The sequence below is a fragment of the Endozoicomonas sp. ALC013 genome (assembly GCF_049310205.1).
In the GTDB taxonomy this organism is placed as follows: domain Bacteria; phylum Pseudomonadota; class Gammaproteobacteria; order Pseudomonadales; family Endozoicomonadaceae; genus Endozoicomonas.
In genome coordinates this window covers 1-17,562 of the sequence record NZ_JBLYNS010000114.1, presented here as the reverse complement: position 1 = coordinate 17,562, position 17,562 = coordinate 1, and the positions used below count along the sequence as shown (strand labels likewise).

Annotated in this window: 7 protein-coding genes; all 7 read right to left on the bottom strand. The window is 47.9% G+C overall.

The window, feature by feature from the left end; genetic code table 11:
• Window positions 1-402 (bottom strand): hypothetical protein (locus ACO6V1_RS17715; protein WP_422467853.1); only part of this gene is annotated, 402 nt, incomplete at its 3' end.
• Between the two features lie 56 nt (window positions 403-458).
• Window positions 459-3,476, bottom strand: a complete 3,018-nt coding sequence (locus tag ACO6V1_RS17710; protein ID WP_422467851.1) for an RAP domain-containing protein — start codon at window positions 3,474-3,476, stop codon at window positions 459-461.
• Window positions 3,477-3,595: 119 nt separating this feature from the next.
• A complete protein-coding gene (locus tag ACO6V1_RS17705) occupies window positions 3,596-6,853 on the bottom strand; it encodes an RAP domain-containing protein (RefSeq protein WP_422449596.1) in 3,258 nt (1,085 codons plus the stop codon).
• Window positions 6,854-6,931: 78 nt separating this feature from the next.
• Window positions 6,932-9,805, bottom strand: a complete 2,874-nt coding sequence (locus ACO6V1_RS17700) for a DUF1601 domain-containing protein (protein ID WP_422449595.1) — start codon at window positions 9,803-9,805, stop codon at window positions 6,932-6,934.
• A 53-nt stretch (window positions 9,806-9,858) separates the two neighbouring features.
• Entirely contained in the window at window positions 9,859-12,879 is a 3,021-nt protein-coding gene (locus ACO6V1_RS17695) for a DUF1601 domain-containing protein (protein WP_422467849.1), read from the bottom strand.
• Window positions 12,880-12,931: 52 nt separating this feature from the next.
• Window positions 12,932-14,554 (bottom strand): RAP domain-containing protein, encoded by a 1,623-nt coding sequence (locus tag ACO6V1_RS17690; protein ID WP_422462295.1) that lies wholly within the window; start codon window positions 14,552-14,554, stop codon window positions 12,932-12,934.
• 53 nt (window positions 14,555-14,607) lie between these two features.
• Window positions 14,608-17,472 carry an RAP domain-containing protein gene (locus tag ACO6V1_RS17685; RefSeq protein ID WP_422449592.1) on the bottom strand — a complete coding sequence of 955 codons (2,865 nt, stop codon included), beginning with the start codon at window positions 17,470-17,472 and terminating at the stop codon, window positions 14,608-14,610.
• Window positions 17,473-17,562 lie beyond the last annotated feature (90 nt).

Genomic DNA, 17,562 nt, shown 5'->3' with positions numbered 1-17,562 from the left:
TGGTATCAGTTGGCGTTGTTCACTATGATTCAAAGATCGTTTTGACACTGAAGTGTATTGTTTGATGGAAAGAGCAAATTGACAGTGTTTTTTACCATCATATTGATCACCATAATCAGTAGATATCTTCATCATGTAATCGATTTTTTCTGGTGTGATGAGAGCTTTGAAACCATGAACAGGTTTTATTGAATGTCTTGGTGGATGGTCAGCAGAGCAGGCGTCAGAAGCAGCATAAAATTCATTACTCTCCCGGATATAGGCGAGTGGCGCATCCAACTGTCTGACTGTACCATGCCGGAATCGCCCACTTTTTGAACAATCGGTACGATCATCCGGCTGTTTATAATCATTACCTGATGTTGTGCATTGCCAACTGACACCAGCACCGCCTCTGTCCATAATTATATTTCATTAATTCATGGAAAATATAAAAAGTAGACTACTCGATGGCATCATCAGTCAGCCGTTTTCACTGACTTTTTTCTCCTCCTGTTTCTTTTTTTTGTTTTTTCTGTTGGCTCTGTTGGCTCTTCTAAATATTCTTCGGCGGTAAAATAACAGTCATCGGAAAATTCCCCTCCTTCATCGACAGTAACGTATGCCTCATCTTCTGCCCCCTCGCCGCTGTTATTTAACAAAGAACCATAAGCCTTTGGCGGGACGGCTAACTTTGTCTTTATTTGCTCAATAACTATTTTTATTGAATCCTGGTTCACAAGACTGGTCACCGGGATTTCAATGACCTCAAATCCTGATTTTTGCAGCAGGGCGATTTTCAGCAAAGTCGACCCATTCCTGGTTTTGAAATCACCCCCCACGTAATGGGAAGGTCCCTGAACGTCGATCACCATGTTGTACTCTGGCAGTAGCAGGTCAACCGGAGGTAATGAGTTCAGACTCTTTTCTTCTTCAATCTTCAACGAAGGAAGACTGGATTGGAGTTGATCGCAGAGGGTGGACTGAGGTTGTGAAATGAATGTCTGGTAATCGGGAACCACCGGACACGATCTCCCAAGCCAACTTGCTGCCATGGCAATGATGGATTGATCCTCATTGCCCGGGGAGGTAATTTCCAGGCGAGAAAATAGTTCGCCTATGTGCTTTTCAAGGGAGTGTTTATCATTACTGCCTGATTCCAGATAAAACCTGGCACAGAATACCATGACTCCCCAGAGAGACATCAATATACTTTGCTGAGAGAGCTGAGGTGTTTTACTGATTCTGTCAACAAGAACATCGAACGTAGATTTAATCAGGTTCAGCTCAATGGCCTCACCCAGTTTCGCCAGGGCCCAGAGCAGGATGGCGGTACCTTGAGGGTTGAAGTGGTCTTTCTCTTCTTTTGATTCGGCTTTGGTTTTCACATGGTACAACAGCGCGGCCAGGGCCTCTTTGAGCTTCGGTGTTTTCTCCAGCTCCAGCCCGTTGTCCACCAGTATCACCACGGACCACAGCAGATTGACGGTACCTTGAGACTTGAAGCGGTCTTTCTCTTCTTTTGATTCGGCTTTGGTTTTCACCTGGGGCAACAGCGCGGCCACGGCCTCTTTGAGCTTCGGTGTCTTCTCCAGCTCGAGCCCGTTGTCCACCAGTTTCGCCATTGCCCACAGCAGGTTGGCCACTGCCTGCAGGTTGAAGTGGTCTTTCTCTTCTTTTGATTCGGCTTTGATTTTCACATGGGGCAACAGTACGGCCACGGTCTCTTTGAGCATTACTGTCTTCCCCAGCGCCAGGCCGTTATCCACCAGTTTCGCCACGGCCCACAGCAAGTTGGCAATACCTTGAGTTTTGAAGTGGTCTTTCTCTTCTTTTGATTCGGCCCTGGTTGCCACCTGGGGCAACAACGCGTTCACGGCCTCTTTGAGCTTCGCTGTCTTCTCCAGCCCATTGTCTACCAGTTTTGCCACGGCCCACAGCAGGATGGCGATATGCTGAGGAATAAAGTGGTCTTTCTTTGCTTCTGCATTGATTTTCACCTGGAGCAACAGCGCGACCACAACCTCTTTGAGCTTCGTTGTCTTCTCCAGCTCCAGACCGTTGTCCACCAGTTTCGCCACGGCCCACAGCAGGTTGGCGACTGCCTGTGGCCTGAAGTGGTCTTTCTCTTCTTTTGATTCGGTTTTGGTTTTCACAAGGTGTACTAGCGCAGCCACGGCCTCTTTGAGCTTCGCTGTATTCTCCAGCTCCAGTCCGTTGTCCACCAGTTTTGCCAAGGCCCACAGTAGATTGGAGACTTCCTGTAGATTGAAGTGGTCTTTCTCTTTTTTGGATTCGGCTTTGGTTTTCACAAGGTGTACTAGCGCAGCCACGGCCTCTTTGAGATTCGTTGTCTTCTCCAGTGCCAGACCGTTGTCCACCAGTTTCGCCAGGGCCCACAGCAGGTTGGCGATCTGCTGAGGAATAGAGTGGTCTTTCTCTTGTTTTGATTCAGCTTTGGTTTTCACATGGGGCAACAGCGCAGCCACGGCCTCTTTGAGCTTCGGCGTCTTCTCCAGCTTCAGCCCGTTGTCCACCAGTTTCGCCAGGGCCCACAGCAGATTAGCGGTATCTTGATTGTTAACGCGGTCTTTCTCTGCTTTTGATTCGGCTTTGGCTTTCACCTGGGGTAACAGCGCAGCCACGGCCTCTTTCAGCTTCGGTGTCTTCTCCAGCGCCAGCCCATTGTCCACCAGTTTCGCCAAGGCCCACAGCAGGTTAGTGGTACCTTGAGTGTTGAAGCAGTCTTTCTCTTCTTTTACTTCGGCTTTGGTTTTCACATGGGGCAACAGCGCAACCACGGCCTCTTTCAGCTTCGCTGTCTTCTCTAGCGCCAGCCCGTTGTCCACCAGTTTTGCTACGGCCCACAGCAGGTTGACGGTACCCTGTGCATTAATACCTCTGGCGTCAGGTTTTTGGTTGCACTTAAGTATTACTGGATCAAGTAAAGTTGACAGTAAATCAGCTTGAGCTTCCTTAACCCACTCATCCATGTATTGATGAGGGGTAAAAACACCCGCTGAAGTAAATGAATGAAACGTTGTCGCCAGGCTTCGCCAAGTCCACCCGGGTGTCGTTTTAAAATCGTGCAACAAGGGTATCAGTCGGCGTTGTTCACTGTGATTTAAAGATCGTTGTGACGCTGATGCGTATTGTTTAATTAAAGTGGCAAATTGACTGTGTTTTTTACCATCATAGCGATCACTATAACGAGCAGATACCCCCACCAGCCAATCCATTTTTTCTTGGGTGATGAGAGCATTAAAACCATGATCAGGTTTTATTGAGTGTCCTGGTGAATGGTTAGCAGAGCAGGCATCAGAAGCAGGATGAAGTTCATTACGCTTCTGGATATAGGGCAGTGGTGCATTCACCTGCCTGACTGTGCCATGCCTGTATCGCCCATTTTTTGCAAAATCGGTACGATCATCCGGTTTTTTATATTCATTACCTGATGTTGTGCATTGCCAACTGACACCAGCACCGCCTCTGTCCATAATTATATTTCATCAATTCATGGAAAATATAAAAAGTAGACTAGTCTATGGCATCATCAGTCAGTAGTTTTTACTGACTTTGTTCTCCTCCTGCTTCTCTTTTTTGTGATTTCATTTGGTTAACTGCTTAAATCTTCTTCAGTGGAAAAATAACAGTCATCGGAAAATTGCCCTTCTTCATCGGCAGTAACATATACGTCTTCTGCCGTCTTCTCGCTGTTCAGTAACACAGGGCCATCGTCCTCTCGCAGGATGGCTAACTTTGTCTTTATTTGCTCAATAACGCTTTGCATTGAATCCTGGTCATCCAGCTTTGTCACCGGGATTTCAATAACCTCAAACCCTAATTTTTGCAGCAGGGCGATTTTCAACAAAGTCGGGCCATTCCTGGTTTTGAAATCACCACCCACGTAATGGGAAGGCCCCTGAATGTCGATAACTATGTTGTAATCTGGCAGTAGCAGGTCAACAGGAGGTAATGAGTTCAGACTCGTCTCTTCTTCAATCTTCAAAGACGGAAGGCTTAATCGGAGTTGATCGCGAAAAATGGATTGTGATTGTGAAATGGTTGACCGGTAATAGGGAACCACCACCGGGCAGGCTCTCCCAAGCCAGCTTGCGGCCATGGCCATGATGAATGGAGCCTCTGTATTGCACGGGGGTGGAATTTCCAGGCGAGACAACAGTTCATCTATACGCTTTTCAAGAGCATTTTTACTATCGCTACCGAAGTGCAGATAAAATCTGGCACAGAATACCAGGACTCCCCAGAGAGACATCGGTATATCTCGCTGAGAGAGCTGAGGGTTTTCAGTGATTCTATCGACAAGAGAATTGATCACAGATTGGACCAGATTCAGCTCAATGGCCTCACCCATTTTCGCAAGGGCCCACAGTAGATTGGCAACTTCCTTTGGCTTTAAGTGGTCTTTGTCTTCTTTTGCTTCGGCTTTGGTTTGCACATGGGGCAACAGCGCGATCACGGGCTCTTTAAGCTTCGATATTTTCCCCAGTGTCAACCCCTTCTCCACCAGTTTCACCAGGGCCCACAGCAGGTTGGCGATATTCTGAGGAGAAAATTGGTTTTTCTCTTCTATTGATCCGGCTTTGGTTGTCACATGAAGCAACAGCGCGGCCACGACCTCTTTGAGCTTCGGTGTCCTCTCCAGCTCCAATCCGTTGTGCACCAGTTTCGCCACGGCCCAAAGCAGGTTAACGATATCCTGAGTACTGAAGCAGTCTTTCTTTTCTTTTGATTCGGCTTTGGTTTTCACTTGGGGCAACAACCTGGCCACAACCTCTTTAAGTGTGGGTGTGCGCTCCAGCTCCAGTCCGTTGTCCACCAGTTTCGCCAGGGCCCAAAGCAGGTTGGAGACTTCCAGCGGCTGGAATTGGCTTTTCTCTTCTTTTAATTCGGCTTTGGTTTTCAGGTGGTACAACAGCGCGGCCAGGGCTTCTTTGATCTTCGGTGTCTTCTCCAGTTCCAGCCCGTTGTCCACCAGTTTCGCCATGGCCCACAGCAGGTTGGTGATCTGCTGAGGAATAAAGTGGTCTTTTTCTTCTTTTGATTTGGCTTTGGTTTTCACATGGTACAACAGCGCGGCCAGGGCTGCTTTGACCTTCGGTGTCTTCTCCAGTTCCAGCCCGTTGTCCACCAGTTTCGCCAGGGCCCACAGCAGATTGGCGATATGCTGAGGAATAAAGCGGTCTTTCTCTTCTTTGGATTCGGCTTTGGTTGCCACATGGGGCAACAGCACAGCCACCACCTCTTTGAGCTCCGGTGTTTTCTCCAGCCCATTGTCCACCAGTTTCGCCAAGGCCCACATCATGTTGGAGATATGCTGGGAAATAAAGTATTCCTTCTCTTCGTTTGATTTTGCTTTGGCCTTAATATGCAGCAAAAGTGCGGCAACAGCCTCTTTGAGCTTCGGTGTCTTCTCCAGCGCCAGCCCATGGTCCACCAGTTTCGCCACGGCCCAATATAGATTGGCAACTTCCTGTGGCGTGAAGTGGTCTTTCTCTTCTTTTGATTCGGCTTTGGCTTTCACATGGGACAACAGCACGGCCACAACCTCTTTCAGCTTCGGTGTGTTCTCCAGCTTCAGTCCGTGGTCCACCAGTTTCGCCAAGGCCCACAGCAGGTTGGTGGCAGTTTGAGTGTTAAAGTGGTCTTTCTCCTCTTTTGATTCGGCTGTGGTTTTTACATGGGGCAACAGCGCGACCACGGCCTCTTTGAGCTTCAGTGTCTTTTGCAGTCCGTTGTCCACCAGTTTTGCCACGGCCCACAGCAGGTTGGTGATATGCTGAGGAATAAAGTGGTCTCTCTCTTCTTTTAATCTGGCGTTGGTTGTCACATTGTACAAAATTACCGCCACGGCCTCTTTGAGCAACGGTGTCTTCTCCAGCTCCAGCCCGTTGTCCACCAGTTTCGCCACGGCCCACATCAGGTTGGCGTTACCTTGAGTGTTGAAGTGGTCTTTCTTCTCTTTTGATTCCGCTCTGGTTTTCACCTGGTGCAACAACGTGGCCACAGCCTCCTGGAGCTTCGGTGTCTTCTTCAGTTCCAGCCCGTTGTCCACCAGTTTTGCCACAGACCACAGCAGGCTGGCGATGCGCTTGGGAATAAAGTGGTCGTTCTCTTCTTTTGATTCGGCTTTGATTTTCGCATAGGGCAACAGCGCGGCCACGGCCTCTTTCAGCTTCGGTGTTTTCTTCAGTACCAGCCCATTGTCCACCAGTTTCGCCAGGGCCCACATCAGGTTGACGGCACCCAGTGCATCAATATCCCTGGTTTCCTGGTTGCACTTAAGTATTACCAGATCAAGCAAATTTGACAGTAGAGCAGCTTGAGTTTCCTTAACCCACGCATCCATGTATTTATGAGGGGTAAAAACACCCGCCGAAGTAAATGAATGAAACGTTGTCGTCAGGCTTCGCCAGCTCCACCGGGGTGTCGCTTTAAAATCGTGTAACAGTGGTATCAGTTGACGTTGTTCACTGTGATTTAAAGGTCGTTGTGACGCTAATGTGTATTGTTTAATTAAAGTGGTAAATTGACTGTGTTTTTTCCCATCGTAGCGATTACCGTAATGGGCAGATACCTTTGCCAGCCAATCCATTTTTTCTTGAGTAACGAGAGTATTAAAATCATCAACAGGTTTTACTGAATATCTTGGCGGATAGTCAGCAGAGCAGGCACCAGAAGCACGATAAAATTCATTACGCCCCGGGATATAGGGGGGTGGCGTATTCGCCTGCCTGGCTGTGCGATGTCGATATCGCCTGTTCCTTGAAGAATCGCCATGACCCTCCGATTGTTTATAATCATTACCTGATGTCGTGTATTTCCAACTTATACCAGCACCGCCTCTATCCATATTTATATTTCATTAATTCATGGAAAATATAAAAGTAGACTACTGGCTTGTTTTTAGCCCATCTTGCTTAAATGTCCATCAACTCCTGTGTAATTGCCGCTTGAGTAAATGGGTTTTCACCGGCTTTTTTCTCTTCCTTTTTCGTTTTGGTTTACCTGTTTTCTCTTCTAAATACTCTTCGGCAGTAAAATAACAGTCATCTGAAAACTGCCCTCCATCATCGGCAGTAAAATATGCCTCGTCTGCCGCCCACTCGCCGCTGTTAAGTGACACAGAGCCATGAGCCTCTGGCAGGACGGCTAGCTTTGCCTTGATTTGCTCAATAACTGTTTTCATTGAATCCTGGTTATCAAGCTTGTTCACCGGGATTTCAATGACCTCATATCCTGCTTTTTGCAGCAGGGCGATTTTCAGCAACGTCGAGCCATTCCTGGTTTTGAAATCACCACTCACGTAATGAGAAGGCCCCTGAACGTCAATAACCGTGTTGTAATCTGGCAACAGCAGGTCAACCGGAGGTAATGAGTTCAGACTCTTTTCTTCTTCTATCGTCAAAGACGGAAGGCTTGATTGGAGTTGCTCGAAGAAAGCGGATTGTGATTCGGAAATGACTGTCCGGTAATGGGGGTCCACCGGACATGCTCTGCCAAGCCAACTTGCGGCCATGGCAATAACGGTTTGAACCTCTGTATTGTCCGGGGATGTATTTCCCAGGCGAGAAAATAGTTCACCTATGTGCTTTTCCAGCGGATTTTTATCACTGCTACCTGAGTCCAGATAAACCCTGGCACAAAATACCATAACTCCCCAGAGAAACATCGATATATCTTGCTGAGAGAGTTGAGGGTGTTTACTGATTCTGTCGACAAGAGAATCGAACGTCGATTTCATCAGGTTCGGCTCAATGGCCTCACCCAGTTTCGCCAGGGCCCACAGCAGATTGACGGTACCTTGAGTATTGAAGAGGCCTCTCTCTTCTTTTGATTCAGCTTTGGTTGTCACATAGGGCAGCAGCGCGACGACGGCTTCTTTGAGCTTTGCTGTTTCCTCAAGTTCTAGCCCGTTGTCCACCAATTTCGCCATGGCCCACAGCAGATTGGCAATATGCTGAGGAATAAAGTGGTCTTTCTCTTCTCCTGATTCAGCTTTGGTTTTAACATGGGGCAACAGTGCGGCCACGGCCTCTTTGAGCTTCGGTGTCTTCTCCAGCTCCAGCCCGTTGTCCAACAGTTTCGCCACGGCCCACAGTAGATTAGTGACGTCCTGTGGTTTGAATGGGTCTTTCTCTTTTTTTGATTCGGCTTTGGTTTGCACGTGGGGCAACAGCGCAGCCACGGCCTCTTTCAACTCCGGCATCTTCTCCAGCTTCAGCCCATTGTCTACCAGCTTCGCTACCGCCCACAGCAAATTGGTGACTTCCTGCAGCTTGAAGTGGTCTACTTTTGATCCGACTTTGGTTTTCACATGGGGCAACAGTGCCGCCACAACCTCTTTGATCTTCGGTGTCTTCGCAAGCTTCAGCCCGTTGTCCACCAGCTTCGCTACCGCCCACAGCAGGTTGGTAATACCTTGAGTGTTGAAGTGGTCTTTCTCTTCTTTTGATTCGGCGTTGGTTTTCACATAGGGTAACAGCGCTGACACGGCCTCTTTCAGCTTCGGTGTTTTCGCCAGCTCCAGACCGTTGTCCACCAGTTTCGCCACAGCCCACAGCAGGTTGACCATATGCTGAGGGATAAAATGGTCTTTCTCTTCTTTTGATTCGGCCCTGGTTTTCACATGGGGCAATAGCGCGGTCAAGGCCTCTTTGAGTTTTGCTGTCGTCTCCAGCTCCAGCCCGTTATCCACAAGTTTCGCCAGGGCCCACAACAGGTTAGCGATACCTTGAATATTGAAGTGGTCTTTCTCTTCTTTTGATTCGGCGTTGGTTTTCACATGGGGCAACAGCGCAGCCACGGCCTTTTTGAGCTTCGGCGTCTTCTCCAGCTTCAGACCATTGTCCACCAGTTTCGCCATGGCCCACAGTAGATTGGCGACTTCCTGTGGCTTGAAGTGGTCTTTCTCTTTTTTTGATTCGGCTTTGGTTTTCACATGGGGCAACAGCGCGGCCACGGCCTCTCTGGGCTCCGCTGTCTTCTTCAGTTCCAGCCCGTTGTCCACCAGTTTTGCCAGGGCCCACAGCAGATTGGCGATATGCTGAGGCATAAAGTGGTCTTTCTCTTCTGTTGATTCAGCTTTGTTTTTCACCAGGGGCAACAGCGCGGCCACGGCCTCTTTCAGCTTCGGCACCTTCTCCAGCACCAGCCCATTGTCCACCAGTTTTGCCGAGGCCCACAGCAGGTTGGCGATACCTTGTACATCAATATCACTGGCTTCAGTTTTTTGGTTGCACTTAAGGATTAATGCATCAAGTAACGTTGACAGTAAAGCGGCTTGAGTTTCCCCATACCCGTATTTATGAGGGGTAAAAACACCCGCGGACGTAAATGAATGCAGCGTTGTTGTCAGACTTCGCCAGGACCACCCGGGTGTCACTTTAAAATCGTGCAACAATGGTATCAGTTGGCGTTGTTCATTATGATTTAATGGTCGTTTTGCCCCTGATGTGTACCGTTTGATTGAACAGGCAAATTGACCATGATTTCTACCATCATAGAGGTCACCATAACGAGCAGATATCCCCGCCAGCCAATCCATTTTTTCTGGTGTGATGAGAGTATTAAAACCATGAACAGGTTTTACTGAGTGTCCTGGTAGATGATTAGCAGAGCAGGCGTCAGAAGCAGGATGACCTTCACTGCGTTTCTGGATATAGGACAGTGGCACATTCACCTTTCTGACTGTGCCATGCCTGTATTGCCCACTCCCTGAAGCAGTGGCCTGAACGTCTTTTTTTTTGTAATCATTACCTGATGTTGTGTTTTTCCAACTTATACCAGAACCACTTCTGTCCATAATTATATTTCATTAATTCATGGAAAATATAAAAAATAGACTACTCTACGACATTAGCAGGCAGCAGTTTTTACTGACCTTTTTCTCTTCCTTTTTCTCTTTTTGGGCTTTTTGGTTTGCTCTTCTAAATATTCTTCAGCGGTAAAATAACAGTCATCTGACAATTGCCCTCCATCATCGGCAGTAAAATATTCCTCGTCTGCCGTCCATTCGCCGCTGTTAAGTGGCACAGAGCCATGAGCTTCTGGCAGGATGGCTAACTTTGCCTTTACTTGCTCAATAACTATGTTCATTGACTCTTGGTTATCAATCTTGTTCACCGGGATTTCAATAACCTCAAATCCTAATTTTTGCAGCAGGGCGATTTTCAACAAAGTCGAACCATTCCTGGTTTTGAAATCACCACTCACGTAATGAGAAGGTCCCTGAACGGCAATAACCGTGTTGTAATCTGGCAGCAGCAGGTCAACCGGAGGTAATGAGTTCAGACTCTTTTCTTCTTCTATCGTCAAAGACGGAAGACTTGATTGGAGTTGATCGCAGAAAGCGGATTGTGCTTCGGAAATGACTGTCCGGTAATGGGGGACCACCGGGCATGCTCTGCCAAGCCAACTTGCGGCCATGGCAATAACGGTTTGAACCTCTGTATTGTTCGGGGATGTATTTCCCAGGCGAGAAAATAGTTCACCTATGTGCTTTTCAAGCGGGTTTTTATTATTCCTGCCTGAGTCCAGATAAACTCTGGCGCAGAATACCATGACTCCCCAGAGAGACATCGATATATTTTGCTCAGAGAGTTGAGGGTTTTTACTGATTCGGCCAACAAGAAAATCGAACGTAGATTTAATCAGGTCCGGCTCAATGGCCTCACCCAGTTTCGCCAGGGTCCACAGCAGATTGATGGTACCTTGAGTATTGAATTGACTTCTCTCTTCTTTTGCTTCGGCTTTGGTTTTCACATGGTACAACAGCGTGGCCAGGGCCTCTTTGAGCTTTGCTGTCTTCTCCAGCTCGAGCCCGTTGCCCACCAGTTTCGTCACGGCCCACAGCAGGTTGGCGACTTCCTGTGGCTTGAAGTGGTCTTTCTCTTCTTTTGATTCGGCTTTGGTTGTCACATAGGGCAGCAGCGCGACGACGGTTTCTTTGAGCTTTGGTGTTTTCTCAAGTTCCAGCCCGTTGTCCACCAGTTTCGCCACGGCCCACAGCAGGTTGGCGATATGCTGAGGAATAAAGTGGCCTTTCTCTTCTTTTGATTCGGCTTTGCTTTTCACATGAGGCAGCAGAGTGGTCACAGTCTCTTTGAGCTTCGGTGTCTTCTCCAGCTCCAGCCCGTTGTCCACCAATTTCGCCACGGCCCACAGCAGGTTCACGATAGCTTGAGCGTTCAAGCGGCCTTTCTCTTCTTTTGATTCGGCTTTGCTTTTCACATGGGGCAACAGTGCGGCCACGGCCTCTTTCAGCTTCGGTGTCTTCTCCAGCTCCAGCCCGTTATCAACGAGTTTCGCTACCGCCCACAGCACGTTGGCGACTCCCTGTGGCTTGAAGCCGTCTTTCTCTTCTTTTGCTTCGGCTTTGCTTTTCACATAGGGCAACAGCGCGGCCACGGCCTCTTTCAGCGTCGGTGTCTCCTCCAGCTCCAGCCCGTTGTCAACGAGTTTCGCTACCGCCCACAGCAGGTTGGCGACTCCCTGTGGCTTGAAGTGGTCTTTCTCTTCTTTTGATTCGGCTTTGGTTTTCACATAGGGCAACAGCGCGGCCAGAGCCTCTTTGAGCTGCGCTGTCTTATTCAACTCCAACCCGTAATCCACCAGTTTCGCCAAGGCCCACAGCAGGTTGGCGATACCCTGAGTGTTGAATTGGCCTTTCTCTTCTTTTGATTCGGCTTTGGTTTTAACATGGGGTAACACCGCAACCACGGCTTCTTTCAGCTTCGGTGTTTTCTCAAGCTCCAGACCATTGTCCACCAGTTTCGTCACCGCCCACAGTAGATTGGTGAATTCCTGTGGATTGAAGAGGTCTTTCTCTTGTTTTGATTTGGCTTTGGTTATCACTTGGTACAACAGCGCGGCCACAGCCTCTTTGAGCTTCGGTGTTTTCTCCAGTTTCAGCCCGTTGTCCACCAGTTTCGCCAAGGCCCACAGCAGGTTGGCGGTACCCTGAGTGTTGAAGTGCTCCTTCTTTGAATCGGCTTTGGTTGTCACATGAGGCAACAGCGCGACCACGGTCTCTTTGAGCTTCGGTGTTTGCTCCAGATTCAGCCCGTTGCCCACCAGCTTCGCCAAAGCCCACAACAGGATGGCGATATGCTGAGGAATAAAGTGATCTTTTTCTTCTTTTGATTCGGCTTTGGTTTGCACATGTGGCAACAGCGCGACCACGGCTTTTTCGAGCTTCGCTGTCTTGTGCAGATCCAGCCCATTGTCCACCAGTTTTACCAAGGCCCACAGCAGGTTGGCGGCACCTTGTGCATCAATATCCCTGGTTTCAGGTTTTTGGTTGCACTTATGTATTACTGCATCAAGTAAACTTGACAGTAAAGCGGCTTGAGTTTCCCTATCCCCCTTATTCATGCATTTATGAGGGGTCAAAACACCTGCGGAAGTAAATGAATGAAACGTTGTTGTCAGGCTTCGCCAGGTCCACCCGGGTATCACTTTAAAATCGTGCAACAATGGTATCAGTTGGCGTTGTTCACTATGATTTAATGGTCGTTTTCCCCCTGATGTGTACTGTTTGATTGAACAGGCAAATTGACCATGATTTCTACCATCATAGCGGTCGCCATAACGAGCAGATATCTCCGCCAGCCAATCCATTTTTTCTGGTGTGATGAGGGCATTAAAACCGTGAACAGGTTTTATTGAATGCCCTGGTGGATGGTTAGCAGAACAGGCGTCAGAAGCAGGATGACATTCATTATGCTTCTGGGTATAGCGAAGTGACGCATTCACCTGCCTGACTGTGCCATATCTGTATTGCCCGCTCCCTGAAGCACCGGCATTATCATCTGGTCGTTTATAATCATTACCTGATGTTGTGTATTTCCAACTTATACCAGAACTACCTCTGTCCATAATTATATTTCATTAATTCATGGAAAATATAAAAATAGACTATTCTACGGCATCAGCAGGCAGCAGTTTTTACTGGCCTGTTTCTCTTCCTTTTTCTTTTTTTGGGCTTTTTGGTTTGCTCTTCTAAATATTCCTCGGCGGTAAAATAACAGTCATCTGAAAATTGCCCTCCATCATCGGCAGTAAAATATGCCTCATCTGCCACCCACTCGCCGCTGTTAAGTGACACAGAGCCATGAGCTTCTGGCAGGACGGCTAACTTTGCCTTTACTTGCTCAATAACTATTTTCATTGAGTCCTGGTTATCAATCTTGTTCACCGGGATTTCAATGACCTCAAATCTCGCTTTTTGCAGCAGGGCGATTTTCAGCAACGTTGAACCGTTCCTGGTTTTGTAATCACCACTCACGTAATGAGAAGGTCCCTGAATGTCGATAACCGTGTTGTAATCTGGCAGTTGCAGATCAACCGGAGGTAATGAGTTCAGACTCTTTTCTTCTTCAATCTTCAAAGACGGAAGGCTTGATTGGAGTTGATCACAGAAAGCGGATTGTGGTTCGGAAATGACTGTCCGGTAATGGGGGACCACCGGACATGCTCTGCCAAGCCAACTTGCGGCCATTGCAATCACGGTTTGAACCTCTATATTGTCCGGGGATGTATTTCCCAGGCGAGAAAATAGTTCACCTATGTGCTTTTCCAGCGGGTTTTTATTATTCCTGCCTGAGTCCAGATAAACTCTGGCGCAGAATGCCATGACTCCCCAGAGAGACATCGATATATATTGCTGAGAGAGTTGAGGGTTTTTACTGATTCGGTCAACAAGAAAACCGAACGTAGAGTTAATCAGGTTCGGCTCAATGGCCTCACCCAGTTTCCCCAGGGTCCAAAGCAGACTGACGGTACCTTGAGTATTGAAGAGACTTCCTTCTTCTTTTGCTTCGGCTTTGGTTTTCACATGGTACAACAGCGTGGCCAGGGCCTCTTTGAGCTTTTCTGTCTTCTCCAGCTCAAGCCCGTTGTCCACCAGTTTCGCCAGGGCCCACAGCAGGTTGGCGACACCTTGTACATCAATATCCCAGGCTTCAGGTTTTTGGTTGCACGTATTTATTACTGCATCAAGTAAATTTGTCAGTAAAGCGGCTTGAGTTTCCCTATCCCCCTTATTCATATATTTATGAGGGGTCAAAACACCCGCTGAAGTAAATGAATGAAGTGTTGTTGTCAGGCTTCGCCAGGTCCACCCGGGTGTCACTTTAAAATCGTGCAACAATGGTATCAGTTGGCGCTGTTCACTATGATTTAATGGTCGTTTTCCCCCGGATGTGTACCGTTTGATTGAACAGGCAAATTGACTGTGTGTTTTACCATCATAGTGATCACCATAACGAGCAGATATCCCCGCCAGCCAATCCATTTTTTCTGGTGTGATGAGAGTATTAAAACCATGAACAGGTTTTACTGAATATCCTGGTGGATGGTTAGCAGAGCAGGCGTCAGAAGCAGGATGACCTTCATTACGTTTCTGGATATAGGACAGTGGCACATTCACCTTTCTGACTGTGCCATGCCTGTATTGCCCACTCCCTGAAGCAGTGGCCTGAACGTCTGTTTTTTTGTAATCATTACCTGATGTTGTGTTTTTCCAACTTATACCAGAACCACCTCTGTCCATAATTATATTTCATTAATTCATGGAAAATATAAAAAGTAGACTATTCCAGGGCATCAGCAGGCAGCAGTTTTTACTGGCCTTTTTCTCTTCCTTTTTCTTTTTTTGGGCTTTTTGGTTTGCTCTTCTAAATATTCTTCGGCGGTAAAATAACAGTCATCTGAAAATTGCCCTCCATCATCGGCAGTAAAATATGCCTCATCTGCCACCCACTCGCCGCTATTACGTGACACAGAGCCATGGGCCTCTGGCGGGACGGCTAACTTTGCCTTGATTTGCTCAATAACTGTTTTCATTGAATCCTGGTTATCAATCTTGTTCACCGGGATTTCAATGACCTCAAATCCTAATTTTTGCAGCAGGGCGATTTTCAGCAACGTCGAGCCATTCCTGGTTTTGAAATCACCACTCACGTAATGAAAAGGTCCCTGAACGTCGATAACCACTTTGTAATCTGGCAGCAGCAGGTCAACCGGAGGTAATGAGTTCAGACTCTTTTCTTCTTCAATCTTCAACAACGGAAGGCTTGATTGGAGTTGATCGCGGAAAGTGGATTGCAATTCTGAAATGACTGTCTGGTAATGGGGTACCACCGGACACTCTCTGTCAAGCCAGCTTGCGGCCATGGCCATGACGGATTGAACCTGTATATTGCCCGGGGGTGTATTGACCAGGCAGGAAAATAGTTCACCTATGTGCTTTTCAAGCGAGTGTTTATCATTGCTGCCTGAGTCCAGATAAAACCTGGCACAAAATACCATGACTCCCCAGAGCGACATCGATATATTTTGCTGAGAGAGTTGACGGATTTTACTGATTCTGTCGACAAGAAAATCGAACATAGATTGAACCAGGTTCAGCTCAATGGCCTCACCCAGTTTCGCCATGGCCCACAGCAGGTTGATGGTACCTTGAGTGTTGAAGTCGTTTCTCTCTTCTTTTGATTCCGCTTTGGTTTTCACATGATACAACAGCACAGACACCACCTCTTTAAGATTCGCTGTCTTCTCCAGCACCAGCCCGTCGTCCAACAGTGTTGCCAAGGCCCACAGCAGGTTGATGCTGCCTTGATTGTTGAAGTGGTCTTTCTCTTTTTTTGATTCAGCTTTGGTTTTCACATGGGGCAACAGTGCGGCCAAGACCTCATTGAGCTTCGGTGTGTTCCTCAGCCCGTTGTCCACCAGTTTCGCCAGCGCCCACAGCAGGTTGGCGACTGCCTGTGACTTGAAGTGGTCTTTCTCTTCTTTTGATTCGGCTTTGATTTTCACCTGAGGCAGCAGTGCAACCAGGGCCTCTTTGAGCTTCGCTGTCTTCTTCAGCTCCAGTCCGTTGTCCACCAATTTCGCCATGGCCCACAGCAGGTTGGAGATATGTTGAGACATAAAGCGGTCTTTCTCTTTTTTTGATTCGGCTTTGATTTTCACATGGGCTAATAGCGCGGCCACGGCCTCTCTGAGTTTCGCTGTCTTCTTCAGCTCCAGCCCGTTGTCCACCAGTTTCGCCACGGCCCACAGCAGATTGACGATATGCTGAGGAATAAAGTGGTCTTTCTCTTCTTTTGATTCAGCTTTTTTTTTCACCTTGGGCAGCAGCGCGGCCACGGCCTCTTTGAGCTTTGGTGTCTTCTCCAGTTCCAGCCCGTTGTCTATCAGTTTCGCCAGGGCCCACAGCAGGTTGGAGATATGCTGAGCAATAAAGTGTTCCTTCTCTTCTTTTGCCTGGGCTTTGGCTTTCAAATGGGGCAACAATGCGGCCACAGCCTCTTTGACCTTCGGTGTCTTCTCCAGCTCCAGCCCATTGTCCACCAGTTTCGCCACGGCCCAATATAGATTGGCGACTTCCTGTATCTTGAAGTGGTCGTTCTCTTCTTTTGCTTCGGCGTTGGTTTTCACTTGGGGCAGCAGCGCAGCCAAGGCCTCTTTGAGCTTCGGTGTCTTCTCCAACTCCAGCCCGTTGTCCACCAATTTCGCCACGGCCCACAGCAGGTTGGCGATATGCTGGGCATTAAAGTGGTCTTTCTCTGCTTTTGATTCGGCTTTGGTTTTTACCTGGAGTAACAGCGCGGCCACGGCCTCTTTGAGCTGCGTTGTCTTCTTTAGCTCCAGTCCGTTGTCCACCAATTTCGCCATGGCCCACAGCAGGTTCGCGACTTCCTGTGGCTTGAAATGGTCTTTCTCTGCTTTTGATTCGGCTTTGGTTTTTACCTGGGGCAACAGCGCGGCCACCGCCTCTTTGAGCTTCGGTGTCTTCTCCAGCTCCAGCCCATTGCTCACCAGTTTCGCCAGGGCCCACAGCAGGTTGGCGGCACCTTGTGCATCAATATCCCTGGTTTCAGGTTTTTGGTTGCACTTAAGTATTACTGCATCAAGTAAATTTGACAGTAAAGCTGCTTGAGTTTCTCTATCCCCCTTATTCATGTATTTATGAGGGGTCAAAACACCCGCTGAAGAAAATGAATGAAGCGTTGTTGTCAGGCTTCGCCAGGTCCACCCGGGTGTCACTTTAAAATCGTGCAACAATGGTATCAGTTGGTGTTGTTCACTTTGATTTAATAATCGTTTTGCCCCTGATGTGTATTGTTTGATTGAACAGGCAAATTGACTGTGTGTTTTACCATCATAGTGATCACCATAACGAGCAGATATCCTCACCAGCCAATCCATTTTTTCTGGTGTGATGAGAGCATTAAAACCATGAACAGGTTTTATTGAATGTCCTGATGGATGGTTAGCAGAGCAGGCGTCAGAAGCAGGATGACATTCATTATGCTTCCGGAGATAGGGGCGTGGTACATTCACCTGCCTGACTTTGGCATACCTGTATTGCCCACTTCCTGAAGCACCGGCATGATCATCCGGTCGTTTATAATCATTACCTGATGTTGTGTATTTCCAACTTATACCAGCACCACCTCTGTCCATAATTATATTTCATTAATTCATTGAAAATATAAAAAATAGACTATTCCAGGGCATCAGCAGGCAGCAGTTTTTACTCGCTTTTTTCTCTTC